This window comes from Gemmatimonadota bacterium (genome assembly GCA_009838845.1).
GTDB lineage: Bacteria > Latescibacterota > UBA2968 > UBA2968 > UBA2968 > VXRD01.
Window position 1 is genome coordinate 25,206 of record VXRD01000115.1, and the last position, 18,693, is coordinate 43,898.

Below are 18,693 nucleotides of genomic sequence, written 5' to 3' on the forward strand. Positions count from 1 at the left end.
CCCATGGACCCCCGATGGCAAAACCTCCCGCACACCAACACCGAATTTACGCCCGCAACATATCCCGACCGCGAAACCTGGGAACGAGAAAAGGCGAGACTCAAAAAGCAAATCCTCTTTGCCGCTGGACTCTGGCCAATGCCCGAAAAACCCCCGCTCGACATCCACATCTACGACCGCATTGAAAGAGACGGGTACACCATCGAAAAAGCCTACTTTCAGAGCTTGCCCCACTTCTACGTAGGCGGCAGCCTCTTTCGCCCCCTCAACCCACAACCCAAAAGCCACCCCGGCGTCTTAAGTCCACATGGGCATGCACAACTGGGCCGCATACAACACGGCGACACATCCTATCCGGGCCGGGGCATCACCTTTGCCCGAATGGGCTGCACAACCTTCATGTGGGACATGGTCGATTACAACGACAGTGCCCGACACCTCTCCGGCGCATACCAGGAAGAAACCTACAGTGTTGTACACCGCGCACCCTGGCCCCACAAACAAGATGACCGCATGCTCTGGAACATCGGCATCCTGGGCTTTCAACTCTGGAACAGCATCCGCGCACTCGACTTCCTCTGCGAACTCCCCGAAGTCGATACCAACCGCCTGGGCTGCACGGGCGAATCGGGCGGAGGCACCCAAACCTATAACCTCTATGCCGTTGACGACCGCCTGCACGTCGCCGCACCCGTCTGCATGGTCTCCGCCTACATGCAAGGCGGCTGTGTCTGTGAAAACGCCCCCCTGTTGCGCATCGACACCAACAACGTCGATATCGGCGCCACCTTCGCGCCTAAACCCCTCATCCTCGTCAGTTCCTCACAGGACTGGACGCAACACACCCCCGACGTCGAATACCCCGCTATCAAACGCATATACGACCTCTACGACGCCGACGACCGCATCTCTCAAATCCAGATTGACGCGCCCCACGGCTACAACCTCGAAATGCGCGAAGCCGTGTACCGCTGGTTTGCCCGCTGGCTCGACCTGCCCTTTGGCGACGACTTTAGCGAACCCCCCTTTGAAGTTGAAGAACACAAAGACATGCTCGCCTTTTTCAATGGCCTGCCCGACGGCGCAATCACCCAACACGCAGACCTCATCCGCCAGTGCATCGCCGCATCCAAAACCGCACTGGAAACCTATCGCCCAAACACCCCCGACGCCCTCGCTGCAAATCGACGCACCCTGGGCGAAGCACTGCGCATAACCGTCGGCTACGACAACAGCACCGTCACATATCAACACAACACTCAAAAAGACGGCACACTCATCGGCAACCGCCGCAATGTGCGCGTCCCCATCCGCACCTTCACGCCCGAAACCCCGTCCGACACATCTACCCTCTTAATTCACCCGCACGGCATGGACGCCCTGTACGCACCCATCATCGAGGCTCTCCTCGACAAAAGTCACACCGTCTATGCCATAGACCCCTTCGGCACGGGCCAAAACATCGGAGAAGAAAACCCCGAAGAACCGCGCGGGGGCGGGAGATTCTTCAACACCTTTAACCGCACCGACGACGCCGAGCGCATATACGACATCGCACTCGCATTGCGCCACATCCCCGATGGCCCGGTAAACATCGTCGGCTTTGGCAATGCCGGACTCTGGGCCCTCATCGCAGGTGCAATCACAGAACGCACCGATCTACAAATCGCATCCGACATCAACGCATTCAACACCGCAACCGAAAACGACTACCTCAAACACCTGCCCATCCCCGGCATACTCAAAGCGGGAGGCTTGCCCAACGCCGCCTCGCTCATCGCCCCAAATAACTTGCTCTTACACAACACCGGCGATACCTTCGACGCCTCATGGGCAGAAGCGGCCTACGCCCTTCATCCCGAAGCAACGCTGACAATAAAAGATGACCTTGCAAAAAACGAGGACCTGATCAATTTTTTGTAAAAAACCTTCTGGATCGCGGCTCAAGCATGCCCCTGCATGATTTAAGCAGGGGACCATACCGCGATGACGGCTCTATAACGCCTGATTTGCTTACCACTTAACATAAAACAGGAAAACAACCATGAACGACCAAATGCAACACGCTCGCGACGTCGCACTCAACATCCTCAAACCGTCACAGCGCGACCTGGATCACGGCCTGGAACTCCACGAACACGCCCTCGTCATCGAATCCTACGGCCTGGGCCTGCGCTCACCCGTCGATCCCGACCCCGTCAACGCTGCCATAGCAGCAGGCGCGTCTGACCGCGAACTGCAAGACCTCACCGAAGACATGGGCATGACCCGCTGGGCACTCACACCCGAACTCCGTCGAGAATACCGGGAAATCTGGCAGGCCTCTGGCGTCACCTGCACCTTTCAAAACGCAGGCGAAGAATGCAACGACCCCCTGCGCATCATCAAACGCCTTGCCAGGCACACATACAACACCGACGCCATGCCCGACTTCCTCCAGCGCGTCACCACACCCGACGACATCGCGGCAGCCCACAAAGCGGGCAAACGCTGCACCTATCTCACCTGCAACGGCATCCCACTCGCCGGCGACCAAGCCAATCCGGACGAAGAACTGCGCTATATCCGCGTCTTTGCACAACTCGGCGCGCGCATGATGCACCTCACGTACAACCGCCGCAACCCCATTGGAGATGGCTGCGGCGAATCCAACGACGCGGGCTTAAGTGACTTTGGACACGCCACAGTCGCCGAAATGAACCGTCTCGGCATCATCATAGACCTCTCCCACACCGGCTGGCAAACCTGCCTCGACACAGCAAAAGCATCCACACAACCCGTCGTCGTCAGCCACTCCGTCGCCTGCACAGTCAATGAACACATCCGAAGCAAACCCGACAACATCATCCGCGCAGTACTCGACACCGGGGGCACCATGGGCATCACCAATGTACCCGCATTCCTCGGCGGCAGCGGCGACATCAGTGCCTTCCTCGACCACATCGACTACGTCGCCAAAACCTTTGGCACTGACGCCGTCACCATCGGCACGGATCGAGGCTACCCCTCAAAATACAGCGCCGAAGCCAACCGCAAACTCAACCCCCGTCCCAGACAGCGCAACCGCTGGGAGGCACTCTGGCCGCCCGGAGACCCGCTCCGTTCCCCCGAATGGCGACAACCCCACCAGGAACAAAGCCTCACCTGGACCAACTGGCCCCTCTTCACCGTCGGCCTTGTACAACGGGGCTACAGCGACGACGACATCGCAAAAATCATCGGCGGTAATATCCTTCGCGTAGCAAAAGACGTCTGGAAAGATTCGGCTTATGCCGTCTCAGCTGAAAATATCCAAAAGAGGCCGAAGTGATGCGTGGAGTTTCTGTTGACTGTAGGATTAAAAATTGATAAAATAGCGCGACAAAAATAAAAAGGTAGAAGATGCCAGAACGAATCGAATTAAATCCGCCATGGCCGTGGGCAAGCAAATTCCGGATTGCTCAGGGCGTGCAGGTTGGAAACAGAGTATATGTCTCGGGACAGGTCGCTTTTGACCCACGGGGCAACGTGGTTGGCCGGGACAATATGGGCGCACAGGCAAGTCAAGTGTTCGAGAATATCCGAGCGGTTCTCGCCGAAGCGGGTGCGACAATGGACGACGTGGTAAAAATTACGGCGTTCATCACCGACATGAGCCGGTACGCGGACTATACTGCGGCGCGTGCAGAGGCGTTTCCGAATAATATCCCTGCCAGTGCCACAGTCGCAACACCAACACTGGTAAGCCCCGATCTGCTCGTCGAGGTTGATGCGGTTGCGGAGATTGGTAGCGGAAAAAGAGCGTGATTGCAAACCGCTTTTCATTCCGCGGGCATCTTCATTGTGAAAGCATACTTTTAGGAGAAATCATGGGCATCGACAAAGCGCGTCAAATCTACGAAGACCTGGGCGTTGTTCCTGTAATCAACGCATCGGGATATCAAACAGTCATCGGCGGGTCGCGTGTGGGCACTGAAGTGCAAGCTGCAATGGACACAGCGAATCGCTACTTTGCGGACATGGACGAACTACTCAAAAAAACCGGTACACTCATCGCCGACACCCTCGGCGCAGAAGCGGCAATGGTCACACCCGGATGCGCGGCGGCATTAGCCCTCAGCTCAGCCGCCTGCATGTCGGGTAGCGACCCCGAAAAAATGGAACAACTACCCGATACCACGGGCATGAAACACCACATTTTGATACAAAAAAAACAGCGCTATCACTACGACCCGGTACTCACTGTTTTCGGCGCCAAACTCATAGAAGTCGGCGATGAAAACGGAACAACCGAAGCCCAACTCGAAGCCGCCATATCAGACCAGACCGCAGCCATCCACTATTTCGCCCCCGGAGGCCAGGAAGGCGTCCTATCCCCTGAAGACGTCGTCCGCATCGCCCACGCCAACGGGATACCCGTCATCGTCGATGCAGCGAGCCAGGTTTATCCCCTCGAAACCATGCTAAAATATCCCGACATGGGCGCAGACTTGATCGGCTACGGCGCCAAATACATTGGCTCGTGTCACTCCACAGGCATCTTGTGTGGACGCAAAGACCTGATCGACGCCGCCTTTCTCCACTCCTTCATCGGTTATGAAACCTCCCCCTACGACACCATAGGCCGCCCGCTAAAAGTGGATCGGCAAGAAGTCATCGCCGTCGTCGTTGCCCTGCGCGAATGGTTCAGCCTGGACCACGAAGCGCGCCTATCCGAATACAAACGCAAAGCCGAAGCACTACTCTCAAACCTGAAAGACATCCCCCACATCGCAGCCAAATTCTCGGCCGACTCACGAGGCCTGAGCGATGGCGTACACATCACCGTTGATGAAACCGCACTGGGCAAAACCGCAACGCAAATAATCGAAGAACTTCGACAGGGCAATCCAGCCGTATGGACACGCGGCAGTGCAAACACCTTCCGCGTCGCCGTAACCAACTTCATCGAAGACGACCAGGAAATCGTCACCGCACGCCTGCGCGAAGTATTAACCAGATAACCTCGCGATACAAATCCACACAAAAAAAACGCCATCAGCTATTTGCCGATGGCGTTTTTGCTTATAACCTCTCTCAAGCCCTGGCGAGATCGCGATATGCTCTGAACAGATCGGAATAATACGCCACAAACATCCACAGATCGCCCACTCCCTTATCGGGCCGTCGCTCTGTCTCGGCCGACATGTACCCCTCATATCCCTTCTCGTGCAACAGCCGGAACAACTCGCGATACGGGTAGCCCTGTCCTGCCAGATCGTGCATATGCACATGATCCAACCAGGGCCAAACCGTATCCAGCGCCTGTTTCACAGACCCATCAACCACATCTTGCGGCACCGAATTCCAGACCAACCCAAAATTCTCGTGATCCACCAGCTCAGCCACCGCCTTGCACGCCTGCCAATCGAACTCACCGTGCAACTCCAGACACGGCTTCACCCCCTTCTCAGCACCGTAATCACACAGCGGCTTCAGCGCCTCTGCCACCTGGGCAATCGTCTGTTCCCTGGGCACCTCTGCTGGAAAATTATTCCCAAACACGCGCACGCGAGGCGCGCCCAGATCCGATGCCAGATCCATCCGAACCATCGTCTGCTCAATATGATCTCGAAGCTCGTCCGGATCCTTATCGTGATACCGATTGCCCGTCGCAACACTCATAATATCGATCCCCATCGCCGCGCAATCTGCCACCACCTGCTCTCGCTCTGCTTCATCAATCGACGCCTCCACCCCGTGACCGTGCCCCGCATCCGTGCGAAACTCCACCCCTTCAAACCCGTGATCCTTCAACATCTGCAACAAATCCCGTCGGGAAAGCGCCTTCAAAACACCATAAGTCATCCACGAAAGTCTCATTCTGATTCTCCTATCTGGTCAAAACTAAAATTACAACCTATCCACCTGCATCTCTCCGCGCTTCAGCTCTTCCATAAGCTCATCGTATTGACCCCGATCAACCGGCATAGCGACCTCCTCTTTTCGCAGAGCCGAAAGCACAATCGCGTTAATCAGCTCCAGTGTTCGCCGCGCCGTCACACCATCCGTAATCGCCTCCCCCCCATCCAGAATCGCCGAAACAAAACTCTCCACCAGTGTTGGTCCCCCCTCATCGGACGGCACATCCTCCCAGCTAATGTTTGGCTGATGCCCCTTTGCCCCCTTTATAAACGCCCGCATAGGCGCCTCGTACCGCCCCAGCCGAAACACATCTGGCACCTTTGAATTGGCATTCTTCTCATCCCGAAACTCAATCGTACCCAGATCCCCTGAAATCTGCCTGTAATTCAACCGCCTATCGCACGTACTCAACTGCACATTCGCATGGGCACCACAGGCAAAACGGATATTGGCAACAACCGTATCCTCAATCTCCACACTGTGTCCCCAATTGCACATCATCGCAGAAACCGCAACCGGATCACCCACCATCCAGCACAGCAAATCCAGATCGTGGCTGGTCTGATTCATCAGCACCCCACCCCCTGCGTGCTCCCAGGTACACCGCCATACATCCCGGTCGTAATACACCTCTGGCCGCGTCTCAATCCACATCCACAGCACCCGGTAAATCTCTCCCAATGCCCCCTCATCAATCAGCCGCTTCAGCGCGCGATTGCCGGGAAACGTGCGATAATTGTGCCCCACAGCCAGCTTCAAATCCCGCGCCTGTGCCGCCTCGATCATCCTATCCGCTTCGGAAACCGTATTCGCAATGGGCTTCTCCACAAAAGTATGCAACCCCGCCTCCAAACAATCCAACCCCATCGGCGCGTGAAGATGGTGCGGCGTAGCAATCACCACCGCATCCAGATCCTCGGCCTCGATCATCTCCCGGTAATCGCCCCAGGCGCGCGCACCCCGTTCTTCTCCAACCTGCCGCGCATAATCCAGATCCAAATCCGCCACCGCCACCAACTCTGCCCGATCCAGCCCTGAAATCTCCCGCACATGCTGCCCGCCCATACCCTTCAAACCGACCACACCGAACCTGACCATAACGCTCTCCTTTTTACTTTCCTATATTGACAAACGACGTATCAATCCATAATATATTCAAAAAACCCCGGAGGACTTCCCATGTCCAAGACCTTCCAAAATCGCGCCGAAGCCTTTGCCTGGCTCAGCCAAAATGACCCCCGTGCGCCCAAAGCCGGAGATCCCGCGCCAGACTTTGAACTATCGGACATCAACGGCGAAAATCCCGTGCGCCTCTCGCACCTTTGCAAAGACAAACCCGTTGCACTCATCTTCGGCAGCTTCACCTGACCGCCCTTTGTCCGCGAGGCAGTTAGCCTCCGCAACCTCTATGCAACATATCACAAACAGATCCACTTTCTCGTAATCTACATCCGCGAAGCCCACCCAGAAGACGGCTGGAAACTCAAAGACACGGGCATCTACGACCCAAAAACCCTTGCAGAACGCCGAAAAGTTGCAAAAACATGCGAAGATGCCATGCAATACGGCATACGCACCTATGTTGACGACATGGACGACGCCGTCATGATCGACTATGTCGCCTGGCCCGAACGCCTCTACCTGATCGGCACGGACAACCGCATCGCCTACGCCGGCAAACACGGTCCCTATGGATTCAGCCCCAAAGAACTCAAAGCGGCAATAGATCACATCACCCGTTGAAATTTCTCAAACGCCTCCTCCCAGGCATCCGCATCCGTCGGGCTATACGTCTTAATCGCGGTAGAAGCGCGCACAACATCCCGGAGTTCATCCAGAGAACCAATCTGCCCCTTGCCCATCGCCTGCATCAAAAGATTGCCCATTGCAGTCGCCTCAGCCGGACCTGACAGCACCGCGCGCCCCGTCGCAGAAGCGATAAACTGGCACAAAAGCGTATTGTGTATGCCCCCGCCCACAATGTGAATATCCCCCAGCGTCTTGCCCAATACATCTTCGAGCTGACCCAGAACATAGCGACATTTGAGCGCCAGGCTCTCCAGCGCCGTGCGAATAATATCCCCTTCACTATCGGGTAGCAATTGACCGGTGCGCTTGCAAAAATCCCGAATGCGAGACGGCATATCCCCTGGCGTACCAAAATCGGCGTGATCCGGATCGATAAACGACGCGAGCCGATCCGACGCCATCGCCAGCCCCATCAACTCTTCCCACGAATAATCCTTCCCCGCCAAAGCCCACACGCGGCGGCACTCCTGCACAATCCACAGCCCCGAAATATTCTTCAAAAACCGAATCGTATGATCAACACCGCCTTCATTGGTAAAATTGTGCGCGAGCGCACGCTTATTAATCGCGGGTGCGGGCAATTCCGCCCCCATCAACGCCCAGGTGCCACAACTGATATAAACCGCATCGGGCGAAGAAAGAGGCACAGCCGCAACCGCCGACCCCGTATCGTGACAAGCCGGTGCAATCACATCAATCGGTGTAACACCCATCTCATCCGCAATGCTCCTGCGCATGGGACCGAGCACCGTACCCGGAGACACCACATCCGGAAGCATATCCGTGGGAATATTGAGCGCATTGAGCATTGATTTTGCCCAGGCATTCTCGCGCGGATTGAAGAACTGCGTGGTCGTCGCATTGGAATACTCACACACCTTTATACCCGTGAACCAGAAATTGAACAAATCGGGCATCGTGAGAAACGTACGCGCGATATCGAGCTGGGGCGATTGCGAGAGACGCTGCGCGAGCAACTGATACAGCGTGTTGAGCTCCATAAACTGAATACCCGTCTGCTCAAAAATCTCCTCGCGAGAAACGCGCTCAAACGCGACATCCATCATCCCCTGCGTGCGCGCATCGCGGTAACAAAAGGGATTGCCGAGCAAATTGTCCTGCGCATCGAGCAAGCCATAATCGACCCCCCACGTATCACAGCCCATGCCATTGAGCGGTTCCCCAGACCGAACAGCGAGACGCAACCCCGTACACATCTCGTCAAACAGCCGCAGCGCATCCCAATAATAATGATCGCCGATGGGTATCCCCTGATTGGGAAAACGGTGAATCTCTTCAATATCGAGACGCGCGCCATCAAAACGCCCCAAAACAGCCCGACCACTGGACGCACCCAAATCATAAGCGAGATAATTGGTCGTCGATGCCATAAAAAAACTCCATTTTTCGCATTGTGTTTATAAAATTCAGTGGCTATTATAGGACGCAGTTGGGAAGTGTCAAGTATTTCGTTATCAGGAGTGTGTATTATGAGCAAAAATTTGAAAGCAGTTTTTCATTTTTGGAAGCGTTTTGCGTGTCAAAATGGCCTGAATCGCCGCGATTTAATCAAAGGCGTCGCCGCCACAAGTCTCGGTCTCGCAGCCGGAACCTTCGGCGCGCCACAACTCTACGGAAATTCAAACGTAGCGAAATCAAAACGACGCAATCGTATCCAACTCGAAAACGCCGAGCGTGGAACGCGGGACTGGTTGCTCACTAAGACCGACATCAACGACATCGAACCGGTGGAGTTGTGGCGTTCCCCGCGAATCGAAGGCTACTGCTCCGAGACGAGCGTGAGCGCTGGCGACACGATCAAGATCATGGTGAGCACGAATCCAGTGTCCCAGTTTGATCTGGAGATCTTCCGCACAGGCTATTACGGCAGAACCGGCGGTCGTTTCATGAAGCGCTTTGATTCTATACAGGGCAAAACCCAGGCCGATCCGTCGATAGGCGAAAACCGTCTGCGCGAATGCAAGTGGGAACCTACCGTAGAATTCGAGATTCCAGACGATTGGCTGAGCGGCGTCTATCTGGGCAAACTCACCGCGAAAGAAGGGGGCGTGCAAAGCTACGTCATCTTTATTGTGCGCGATGATCGCCCCTGCGATTTGCTCTTCCAGTGCAGCGACATGACCTGGCAAGCCTACAACAGCTGGCCTACCAACGAGTGGTCTCTTTACCACAACGACAAAAATGGCTACACGGGACATAAGAAAAGGAAAAAGTGGAGCACCAACGCGAACGATACCGGGTGGGTGAGTTTTGACCGTCCCTACGCGCAGTTCTGCCAGGATCATCTTGTCAAGAATCCCAATTCCGTGGGCACGGGCGAATTTCTTCTTTGGGAATTCCCCCTCTCCTATTGGATAGAGCAGCAGGGCTACGATGTGTCGTATATCTCAAATGTGGATACGCACAGGCACGGTCCGAGATTACAACGCGCGAAAGGTTTCATTTCCGTGGGGCATGACGAATATTGGACGCGTAAGATGTACGACAACGCCATCGCGGCACGCGACACAGGTGTCAACTTCGCGTTCCTGAGTGGTAATTCGGTTTGGGGTGTGGTGCCTTTGCTGCCCTCTGCCGAGGGGCAGCTCCACCGGATCATGCGACGCGAAGATAAGTTCCTTGGCGAGGAACTCAGCAACATGTTGAACAAGCGACGCGGCACCCCCGCCAAGTATCCAGCGGGACCGGACGCGGCGTTGCTCATGGGCGGACGAACGGCCGGCGTTGGCGGAGGTGACTGGACCTGCACCCAACCCAATCACTGGATCTATGACAGCACTGGCATGCAAAAAGGTGACACCATCGGTGGACTAATAGGCTGGGAATGGCATGGATCGCCTGCTCTCGAACTGCCTAACTTTGAAGTTCTGGCCGAGGGACCGATGCTACCGAAGAGGTACAGTCCTCATGCCGCTACGATCTACGATGGGCCAAAGAATAATGTCGTATTCAACGCCGGGACGATCTGGTGGGCGCAAGGTTTGTCGTCGCCTCCCGGCCACGTATTGCCCGCACATAGGCATGCCAAACCGAAAGGTCCGGACCCGCGCGTGCAGCGTATGATGACCAATGTGTTCGATCTCTTTATCAAGTAAGGTCCAAGTGAGGAAATACATGAAACCTGTCGTCGCGCACAGTGCCAACCCTTATTTACCAGCCACAGCCACCTGGATATACGATCAAATTCGCGCACTGAAACGATATCGCCCCATCGTCCTCACACAAACGCGCCAGAACCTGGATCGCTTTCCCATAGAACCCGTCTTATCAGCCGAAGATATTCCCTCCATTCGCAGAACAACCCTCCGCCTCACTCGCAAAATGCGCGGCACGTACGCAGGCTATGAAAACTGGCTTTGCGAACACAACGCCGTCCTCCTTCACGCGCATTTTGGACAAGAAGGATACCGATGTCTCTCCGCAAAACAGCGCGCGGGCATCCCCCTGATCACCACCTTTTACGGCCTGGACGTATCGGCACTACCCCGGCAAAAAAAATGGCAAAAACGATACAAACGCCTCTTTGCCGAAGGCGATCTCTTCCTGGTTGAAGGACCCTTTATGGGCGAACAACTCATCGCACTGGGATGTCCGGCCAACCGGGTAATCGTACAACACCTGGGCGTAGATCTCGAAAAAATCCCCTTTAGAACAGACCACACACCCAAACAACCCATCGTATTGACATACAGCGTATTCCGAGAAAAAAAAGGATTGAAATACGCAATCCAGGCTTATGCAAAAATAGCGGAAAAATACCCGGACGCCCAACTGAGGATGATAGGCGACGGACCTTTGCGCCCGCAACTACAAGCCGAAATACGAAATCTACACCTTGAAAACCGCGTCAAAATGCTCGGCCTGCTCCCCCATCCCACCGCACTTCAAGAACTCAAACGCGCAACAATCCTCCTCTATCCCAGCGTCACAGCATCAGACGGCGACACTGAAGGCGGCGCACCCGTCGCCCTGATCGAAGCAATGGCAATGGGTGTCCCCATAGTATCGTCCCAACACGCCGACATCCCCGAAGTCGTCATCGACAAAACCTGTGGCCTATTATTCCCCGAACGAGATATTGCGGGCCTCGCTGAAGGATTGGACACCCTCCTCAGCTCCCCCGAACAATTTGGTCGTGCTGGCTGCGCCCATGTCGAAGATCAACACAACCTTCAAAAACAAGCCGAAAAATTAGAGGTGATTTATGATCGGGTCCTGAAAAAAACATAAAGAGCGGGACGGCACGGGGGCCGTCCCCTACAACAACACCTTCTGGATCGCGGCTCAACATCACGCCGCGATGACGGGTGGTAGAACGACACACGCGCCCCAACCCCCAAAGTATAATTCTTGACATCCGCGGCTATTGGCACAATTTATGGCAGTGTGTTCCCGCGCATTTAAAATGGAGACCAAGATGGCTAAACATCCCAACCTCGTATTTATATTCCCCGATGAATATCGCAAACAAGCCATGGGATTCATGAACGAAGATCCCGTAATAACCCCCAACATCGACCGATTTGCTTCTGAAAGCCTCGTATTAACCGACGCCGTAAGCACCAGACCCGTATGCAGCCCATATCGGGCAATGCTCTTCACCGGACAATATCCCCACGCCAATGGCGTACTCGGCAACGTCAACTCCACCACAGTACAATACGAAAACTACCTGCGAGAAAACGCACGGTGCTTCTCAGACGTATTACACGACGCTGGCTACAATCAGGCGTACCTGGGCAAACTACACCTCGATCCCCCCAATGAACAATATGAATACACAGAAGGACCGAGATCAAATGGCGTCATCTGGGACTCATATACCCCACCGGGACCGCGCAGACACGGATATGACTTCTGGTACTCCTATGGCTGTTGCGACTGGCACTTCAACCCCCATTATTGGACCGGCAATGACCCCATTGACAAACGCATCGACCCGAAAGAATGGTCTCCCAAACACGAAACCGACATCGCAATAAACTACATCCGCAACGAAGGTGGCAAATATCGAGATCCCGAAAAACCATTCTCACTCGTCATATCCCACAACCCACCGCACATGCCATTCAAACAAGTACCGGAAAAATACGTCGACCAATACGGCGACGCCACCCATGAAGACCTCTTAACGCGCCCCAACGTACCCACAGATGAACGCGGCGACAGCGCCCGAGAAAACGCGAAACACTACTTCGCCATGGTAACCGGCGTCGATGAAAACTTTGGACGCATACTGGACTGCTTAAAAACAGAGGGACTGGAAGAAGATACCATCGTAGTCTTCACCTCTGACCACGGTGAAATGATGGGCAGCCACGGCCGCATAGGCAAAACCGTACACTACGAAGAATCCTTTACCGTGCCATTTATCATCCGCTGGCCCGGAAAAATCACACCCGGCACAGATAATTTGTTAATTGGCACACCCGACTTGATGCCCACATTGCTCAACCTCATGGGTGTGGGACAGATCCCCGACAGCGTCCAGGGAACGGATTACTCCGACATCCTCCTCGGCAGAGAAGGCACGCGTCCCACCTCTGCGCTCTACCTCAATGTAAACCCCGACAACCCCGCTGGCGGATCGCGCGGCGTGCGCACACACCGACACACGTATGTCGTCACGCGAACGCCTGAAAGCGAAGAAATAATCCTCCACGACAACGTAGCAGACCCCTATCAACTCCAAAACAGCGCTGGCGATCACCCCGGCCTTGTAGCAGAACTTGAGAAAGAAATGAACAACTGGTTAGCAAAAACCGGCGACCCATGGTTACGCGAATAGACGAATAGACGAATAGACGAACCCCACCCAACCACCCAAAACCTCTGGATTGCGGCTAAAACAATGCCGCAATGACGGCTTTCATGTAATTACCTGATTCATTAGATTCGCTGATTCGCTGAAAGGAGCAATAAATGCCAGACACCCCAAATCTCCTCGTCATCCACACCGACGAACAAAGTTGCTGGACATTGAGCGCGTATGGCGGAACACTCGTCGAAACGCCCCACATCGACTCCCTGGCAAGCGAAGGCGCGATCTTGACCAACTTCATGGTCAACGTCGCCGTATGCACCCCATCCCGAGGCGTATTCCTCACCGGGCGCTACGAACATGTACACGGTGCATATCGCAACAACATCCCCCTCAACCGCGATGAAATCACATTTGCTCAGGCACTAAAAGATCGCGGATACGACACCGGATACGCGGGCAAATGGCATCTGGACGGACCCCCGCGCCCCGGCTGGGTACACCCCGAACGCACAATGGGCTTTGACGACGCCGAATACATGTTCAATCGCGGACACTGGAAAAAAATCGAAGATACCGACATGGGCGATGTGCAACCCACAGTGTTTAATTACAGAACCATGGGCGATGAAAAAACCTATCCAACGGACTGGCTAACCGAAAAAACCAACGAATTTATGACGCGAGATCGCGAAAATCCATTTTGTTTCATGCTCAGCATCCCCGATCCCCATCCCCCATTTACCGTGCGCCCACCCTACGACACCATGTACAACCCCGCAGACATGCCACTGCCCGACACGCGCAACGAAGAAAACCAGCCCAACTGGGTATCCAACAGACAGGCTCCAGAAGATGAAATCCTGCGCAAACACATGGCCCAATACTGCGGCATGGTCAAAGTCATCGACAACTGCGTGGGCAAAATGCTCGATGCACTGCGCGAAAAAGGCATCCTGGACAACACAATAGTCGTATTCACCTCCGACCACGGCGAATACCTCGGCGAACACGGACTCATGGGCAAAAATCAACTCTACGAAACCGCGTATCGCGTCCCCATGTTAATCCGCTGGCCCGAGAAAATCCCGGCTGGCACGCGAATAGATCGCCTGGTCGGCTCCGTCGATTTCATGCCCACCATCCTGACCCTCATGGGATTTGAACCCTGTGGCCGCGAACACGGGCGAGATGCATCTGCACTCTTACGCGGCGAAGAAATCGAATGGGACGACATCTGTTATATCCACCACGACCCGAACAGAGCCGGCGTATTCACCCCCAATTACGAACTCGCCTATGTAAAGGACCACGACGCCATCCTCTTTGATCGCCAAAACGATCCCGACCAGGTGAACAACCTGTTTGACGCCCCCGAACACCGGGAAATGATCGCAACCATGACCGCCGACCTCGCCGCACATCACGCATCGGTCAACTCGCCATCAGCAGAATGGTTGCGGGAGCTATAATAGGAGGATCTATGGCATTTGATTCACGGCTGCAACGAGATATAATGGGACGATTTGTAACCGGCGTAACCGTCGTCACCACGCGATACAAAAACGGCGACATAACCGGCATGACAGCCAATGCCGTCATGTCATTATCGCTGGACCCACCGCTCGTCGTGGTATCGGTCGATAAATCGGCAACCATGCACAGCGCCTTATCTGACGGACAGTGTTATGCAATCAACATCCTTACCCGGGAGCAAGAGCATCTGTCCAACCGATTTGCCATGCCGGGACCAAAGGACTTTTCCGATCTGACATTGCGCGAAAGCAAAACAGGTGCGCCGATCCTGGAGGGAACACTGGGATATCTCGACTGCAAGATAGTGAACATCTTGCCAGCAGGCGATCACGACATGTTTGTAGGAGAAATACTGGCGGGAGAATTGGGAGAGGGGAACCCGTTGCTCTATTATGGAGGGAAGTATCGAAGTATGGCAGAAAAATAAGCTCAGGTATGAACATACATATCCAAAAACCGCTTTTCCCCTTCTGAACTGCCAATAAGGAGAATTTCCGCTGCTCCTGGTAGCGGTTCATTGGGATCGGGATTGAGCTGCATTTCCTGGTTATTATTAACTGCGATAACCGTACAGTCCGTATTCCTGCGAATATGTGAATTTGCAATCGTTCTTCCAACAAGTGAAGAGGGTATCTTCATCCTGAACACGCTGATATCTTCACTAAACACACTCAGGCTCTCTGCCACCATCAGAGTATCACTGCGTTTTAAGAAATTGAAAATCGCATCTGCGCCCATCGACGCATAAGACATGACAAAATCCGCGCCTGCGCGATGCAGAGTCGCAATATTTCTCTCTTGCGTAACGCGGCTGATAATCTGAATTTCCGGATTTAATCGCCGGCAATAAACCGTGAGATAAACATTGATATCATCGTCGTGTGTCGTAATAATAACCGTCAACGCATTCATAATCTCGGCTCTTTTTAAAACCTCAAAATCCGCGGCATTGCCCACAATGCAATTATCGAGCCTCTGAGCCTGGATAACATCTTTTTCCACAATCCGATAGTCGAGCCCCTGTTCCACAAGCGTGCGCGCAGCCTCCATGCCAACGCCGCCGCCCCCAATGACGACAACGGGAGCATTTGAAACCTTGTAAATACAGAACAACTCGTTAAATTTATCCAACTGACTCTGCGTCCCCGTCATTACCAGCACAGTGTGGGGACCAATACGGGTATCGGGCAATGCCGGCTGAAAAATACCGCGTTCCCAAACGCCGACCGCCGTCAGACCCAGTTCTCTACGCAGACCAATCTCCTCAAGAGTTTGGCCCACAAGGGGCGTATGGGCCGCCGTGGTCTCGGCAATGAACAAATCGTCGTACTGGCCAATCACATGCGCTGCGGTCTCCCCACTCTGGGTGCGCCGCGCAAGAGATGCACCGAGCATTTTTTCGAGTTGAAGCACATGGTCGCATCCCGCTAATTCGAGAATATCCACGGAATCGGGGTCATCCACCTTGGCAATAATCGGCACAGTCGGATTGAGGTCGCGCACAGTAAATGCAATATGGGTATTAATTGGATCGGTATCTGTTGTCGCAACAAGAGCCGCTTGTTCAATCTGCATTTTTTTGTACGTTTCAGGATTGTCTAAATCCCCAACCACAACATTGATACCCTGATCGTATAGTTGCTGCGCATGCGCCAAATCTGGCGTAATGAGATAGTAGGAATATTGGTAGCGATCCAGCTTATTGATAAGCGCTTGTGCAATGGGGTCATAGTGGGTCAACAAAACATGGTCTCTCGTACTGCGGGGCAACTGACGCGGCGCGCGGGCTTCGGATTGGGCTTGAATCCACGGCGCGTAAAAAAACTGAATAAAAGTAAACGGCAGAACAATAAGCAAAAAAACCATACCAGTCAGCAAAACGATCATAGAGAATAAACGCCCCAAATCCCCCTGGAAAGTAATATCGCCAAAACCCAATGTTGACATAACCGTAAGCGTCCAATAAAAACCTGTAAACCAGCTAAACTCCTGGCCCTCTCTCAGCATAATCAGATGAAAAAGAACGCTAAAAATTGTAACAATCACAGAAAAGGCCAGCAACAATTTGAACAAAGTTCCGAGATTTCGCCGAGTTGTGCGCCTTCGCAATAAAAAGGCGAATTGTGGGGCAAGACCCTTGATCATATCGGTTATTCCTCAACAGGTAAACGGAGAACGAGGATTACAAAGATAGAGTATCACAACAGTTGTGTCAATTTGGTTCTCAAAAAAGAAAGGAACCCGAAATGTCATCCAGATACAACATCCTGCTCATAATCTCAGAAGACAACGGGCAACATATCGGTTGTTATGGCGACCCCTATGCACAAACGCCGCACATAGATAAACTCGCCTCTGAAGGCGTGCGATTTGAAAACATGTATGCGACGCAGGCCGTGTGCAGTCCTGGCCGGGCGAGTATTCTAACCGGATTATATCCACACCAGAATGGTCAGTTCGGATTGGCAACCCACAAATACGCCCTGTACGATACATTTCCCAACATGCCCCGCCTGTTAAAAAACGAAGGATACAGAACCGGACTAATCGGCAAATTGCACATCAACCCCGAAGACGCCTTTCCCTACGACCTGCGGTGGAATCCGAAAGAATTTATCAGCTTTGCCAACCGCGACGTACGCAAAATGGCCGAAGTAGCGGGCGAATTTATGAAACCATCAGACGAGCCATTCTTTCTACAAATCAGTTTTCCCGACGCGCACCTGCCCTTCCACCGTCAACAATTCGGCGTACCAGAACAACCACAGGAAGGCAAAGACGTCGAGACGCTTCCATTTATCGGCATTGATACCCCTCGTCTCCGAGAGGAAACAGCAGACTATTACAACTGCATGTCCAGATTGGACACCGGCATAGGACTGGTCTTAGAACAACTGAATGCCCTGGGAAAAGCCGAAAATACACTCGTAATTTTTACGACCGATCACGGTGCCCAGTTTTCCCGGGGAAAAACATCGATCTACGAGGGCGGATTGCGCATACCACTAATCGTGCGATGCCCCGGCATCAGCCTTAAAGGTCACACACGCGATGAATTGGTATCACAAATCGACATCTTGCCAACCGTGACAGATATCCTGGGAATAGCGTGTCCCACAGGTGTGGCAGGCGCATCCTTTGCCCCCCTGTTAAAAGGACAAAAAATTGAATGGCGCACCCATCTATACGCCGAGTGGGGAAGCGGTGGCGTCGTCACGTACTTCCCTCAGCGCTCCGTGCGAAATGACCGATACAAACTCATCGCCAATCTCCTCCAGGACCGCCCAAGCCCGAGCGCACTGGGATATTCGGACAGAAACCAAAAATGGACATCCGGCGCAACACAAGAGGAAATTGCCGGTTCAGATAAGCGCATTCGGGCAGCTTATGAACTCTATGAACAACCGCCAAAATACGAAGTCTATGACCTGCAAAACGACCCATGGGAATTTGAAAATCTATCCCATAATCCGGCATACCGCGACATATTACAAGAATTAAAAAAACGCCTTGAGACCTGGCAGAAAGAAACCAACGACGCCCTGAGACACCCCGAAAACCTGCATCGCCTCACCCGAAAACACGACGAAATCCAGGAAAGGTACTACGCGGAAAGCGTATGGGGAAGTTCCCGAAATTACGAGTGGGATTACACCGAATACCTCTACGACCATTAAGGAAAA

General features: G+C 53.7%; 16 protein-coding genes. 12 read left to right on the forward strand and 4 right to left on the reverse strand.

Going from position 1 to position 18,693, the window contains the following annotated elements; translation table 11 throughout:
* The first annotated feature begins 3 nt into the window (after positions 1 to 3).
* The 4 genes from F4Y39_15050 (at position 4) to F4Y39_15065 (ending at position 4,982) form a co-directional block, all read left to right on the forward strand.
* The gene (locus F4Y39_15050; protein ID MYC15036.1) at positions 4 to 1,923 is read left to right on the forward strand and encodes an alpha/beta hydrolase; all 1,920 of its coding nucleotides are present in this window, start codon (positions 4 to 6) and stop codon (positions 1,921 to 1,923) included.
* A gap of 121 nt (positions 1,924 to 2,044) precedes the next feature.
* Complete coding sequence (locus F4Y39_15055) at positions 2,045 to 3,310, forward strand: dipeptidase (GenBank protein MYC15037.1); 1,266 nt, start codon at positions 2,045 to 2,047, stop codon at positions 3,308 to 3,310.
* A 71-nt stretch (positions 3,311 to 3,381) separates the two neighbouring features.
* Positions 3,382 to 3,786 carry a RidA family protein gene (locus F4Y39_15060; GenBank protein ID MYC15038.1) on the forward strand — a complete coding sequence of 135 codons (405 nt, stop codon included), beginning with the start codon at positions 3,382 to 3,384 and terminating at the stop codon, positions 3,784 to 3,786.
* 62 nt (positions 3,787 to 3,848) lie between these two features.
* Positions 3,849 to 4,982, forward strand: coding sequence for an aminotransferase class V-fold PLP-dependent enzyme (locus tag F4Y39_15065; protein ID MYC15039.1), 1,134 nt, complete (start codon positions 3,849 to 3,851; stop codon positions 4,980 to 4,982).
* A 73-nt stretch (positions 4,983 to 5,055) separates the two neighbouring features.
* Here F4Y39_15065 and F4Y39_15070 read toward each other — a convergent pair whose 3' ends face one another.
* Together F4Y39_15070 and F4Y39_15075 are read right to left on the reverse strand one after the other, a co-directional pair.
* Complete coding sequence (locus tag F4Y39_15070; GenBank protein MYC15040.1) at positions 5,056 to 5,841, reverse strand: sugar phosphate isomerase/epimerase; 786 nt, start codon at positions 5,839 to 5,841, stop codon at positions 5,056 to 5,058.
* 30 nt (positions 5,842 to 5,871) lie between these two features.
* The gene (locus F4Y39_15075) at positions 5,872 to 6,981 is read right to left on the reverse strand and encodes a Gfo/Idh/MocA family oxidoreductase (protein MYC15041.1); all 1,110 of its coding nucleotides are present in this window, start codon (positions 6,979 to 6,981) and stop codon (positions 5,872 to 5,874) included.
* Between the two features lie 81 nt (positions 6,982 to 7,062).
* On the opposite strand from F4Y39_15075, the gene F4Y39_15080 reads away from it, so the two are divergent.
* Together F4Y39_15080 and F4Y39_15085 are read left to right on the forward strand one after the other, a co-directional pair.
* Positions 7,063 to 7,251 carry a hypothetical protein gene (locus F4Y39_15080; GenBank protein MYC15042.1) on the forward strand — a complete coding sequence of 63 codons (189 nt, stop codon included), beginning with the start codon at positions 7,063 to 7,065 and terminating at the stop codon, positions 7,249 to 7,251.
* A 189-nt stretch (positions 7,252 to 7,440) separates the two neighbouring features.
* A complete protein-coding gene (locus F4Y39_15085; protein MYC15043.1) occupies positions 7,441 to 7,626 on the forward strand; it encodes a hypothetical protein in 186 nt (61 codons plus the stop codon).
* Here the strand turns inward: F4Y39_15085 and F4Y39_15090 are convergent.
* Positions 7,611 to 9,083 carry a rhamnulokinase gene (locus F4Y39_15090; GenBank protein ID MYC15044.1) on the reverse strand — a complete coding sequence of 491 codons (1,473 nt, stop codon included), beginning with the start codon at positions 9,081 to 9,083 and terminating at the stop codon, positions 7,611 to 7,613. The genes F4Y39_15085 and F4Y39_15090 overlap by 16 nt on opposite strands.
* 99 nt (positions 9,084 to 9,182) lie before the next feature.
* Between F4Y39_15090 and F4Y39_15095 the strand changes: the two genes are divergently transcribed.
* The 5 genes from F4Y39_15095 to F4Y39_15115 all read left to right on the forward strand — a co-directional run bounded on the left by F4Y39_15095 (position 9,183) and on the right by F4Y39_15115 (position 15,437).
* Positions 9,183 to 10,808, forward strand: a complete 1,626-nt coding sequence (locus F4Y39_15095; protein ID MYC15045.1) for a hypothetical protein — start codon at positions 9,183 to 9,185, stop codon at positions 10,806 to 10,808.
* A complete protein-coding gene (locus F4Y39_15100) occupies positions 10,783 to 11,943 on the forward strand; it encodes a glycosyltransferase (GenBank protein ID MYC15046.1) in 1,161 nt (386 codons plus the stop codon). The genes F4Y39_15095 and F4Y39_15100 overlap by 26 nt, the downstream gene beginning before the upstream one ends.
* Before the next feature lie 148 nt (positions 11,944 to 12,091).
* Positions 12,092 to 13,501, forward strand: a complete 1,410-nt coding sequence (locus F4Y39_15105) for a sulfatase (GenBank protein MYC15047.1) — start codon at positions 12,092 to 12,094, stop codon at positions 13,499 to 13,501.
* Positions 13,502 to 13,635: 134 nt separating this feature from the next.
* Entirely contained in the window at positions 13,636 to 14,946 is a 1,311-nt protein-coding gene (locus F4Y39_15110) for a sulfatase-like hydrolase/transferase (protein MYC15048.1), read from the forward strand.
* Entirely contained in the window at positions 14,928 to 15,437 is a 510-nt protein-coding gene (locus F4Y39_15115; GenBank protein ID MYC15049.1) for a flavin reductase, read from the forward strand. Before F4Y39_15110 ends, F4Y39_15115 begins: the two co-directional genes overlap by 19 nt.
* Before the next feature lie 2 nt (positions 15,438 to 15,439).
* Here F4Y39_15115 and F4Y39_15120 read toward each other — a convergent pair whose 3' ends face one another.
* The gene (locus F4Y39_15120) at positions 15,440 to 17,155 is read right to left on the reverse strand and encodes a potassium channel protein (protein ID MYC15050.1); all 1,716 of its coding nucleotides are present in this window, start codon (positions 17,153 to 17,155) and stop codon (positions 15,440 to 15,442) included.
* A gap of 101 nt (positions 17,156 to 17,256) precedes the next feature.
* On the opposite strand from F4Y39_15120, the gene F4Y39_15125 reads away from it, so the two are divergent.
* Positions 17,257 to 18,687, forward strand: coding sequence for a sulfatase (locus F4Y39_15125; GenBank protein MYC15051.1), 1,431 nt, complete (start codon positions 17,257 to 17,259; stop codon positions 18,685 to 18,687).
* The last annotated feature ends 6 nt before the right edge of the window (positions 18,688 to 18,693 follow it).

Bases quoted from the DNA above. Each gene is read 5' to 3' on its own strand.
- F4Y39_15050 (MYC15036.1), top strand. From the start codon at position 4: ATGGACCCCCGATGGCAAAACCTCCCGCACACCAACACCGAATTTACG.
- F4Y39_15055 (MYC15037.1), top strand. From the start codon at position 2,045: ATGAACGACCAAATGCAACACGCTCGCGACGTCGCACTCAACATCCTC.
- F4Y39_15060 (MYC15038.1), top strand. From the start codon at position 3,382: ATGCCAGAACGAATCGAATTAAATCCGCCATGGCCGTGGGCAAGCAAA.
- F4Y39_15065 (MYC15039.1), top strand. From the start codon at position 3,849: ATGGGCATCGACAAAGCGCGTCAAATCTACGAAGACCTGGGCGTTGTT.
- F4Y39_15070 (MYC15040.1), bottom strand. From the start codon at position 5,841: ATGAGACTTTCGTGGATGACTTATGGTGTTTTGAAGGCGCTTTCCCGA.
- F4Y39_15075 (MYC15041.1), bottom strand. From the start codon at position 6,981: ATGGTCAGGTTCGGTGTGGTCGGTTTGAAGGGTATGGGCGGGCAGCAT.
- F4Y39_15080 (MYC15042.1), top strand. From the start codon at position 7,063: ATGTCCAAGACCTTCCAAAATCGCGCCGAAGCCTTTGCCTGGCTCAGC.
- F4Y39_15085 (MYC15043.1), top strand. From the start codon at position 7,441: ATGCAATACGGCATACGCACCTATGTTGACGACATGGACGACGCCGTC.
- F4Y39_15090 (MYC15044.1), bottom strand. From the start codon at position 9,083: ATGGCATCGACGACCAATTATCTCGCTTATGATTTGGGTGCGTCCAGT.
- F4Y39_15095 (MYC15045.1), top strand. From the start codon at position 9,183: ATGAGCAAAAATTTGAAAGCAGTTTTTCATTTTTGGAAGCGTTTTGCG.
- F4Y39_15100 (MYC15046.1), top strand. From the start codon at position 10,783: ATGTGTTCGATCTCTTTATCAAGTAAGGTCCAAGTGAGGAAATACATG.
- F4Y39_15105 (MYC15047.1), top strand. From the start codon at position 12,092: ATGGCAGTGTGTTCCCGCGCATTTAAAATGGAGACCAAGATGGCTAAA.
- F4Y39_15110 (MYC15048.1), top strand. From the start codon at position 13,636: ATGCCAGACACCCCAAATCTCCTCGTCATCCACACCGACGAACAAAGT.
- F4Y39_15115 (MYC15049.1), top strand. From the start codon at position 14,928: ATGGTTGCGGGAGCTATAATAGGAGGATCTATGGCATTTGATTCACGG.
- F4Y39_15120 (MYC15050.1), bottom strand. From the start codon at position 17,155: ATGATCAAGGGTCTTGCCCCACAATTCGCCTTTTTATTGCGAAGGCGC.
- F4Y39_15125 (MYC15051.1), top strand. From the start codon at position 17,257: ATGTCATCCAGATACAACATCCTGCTCATAATCTCAGAAGACAACGGG.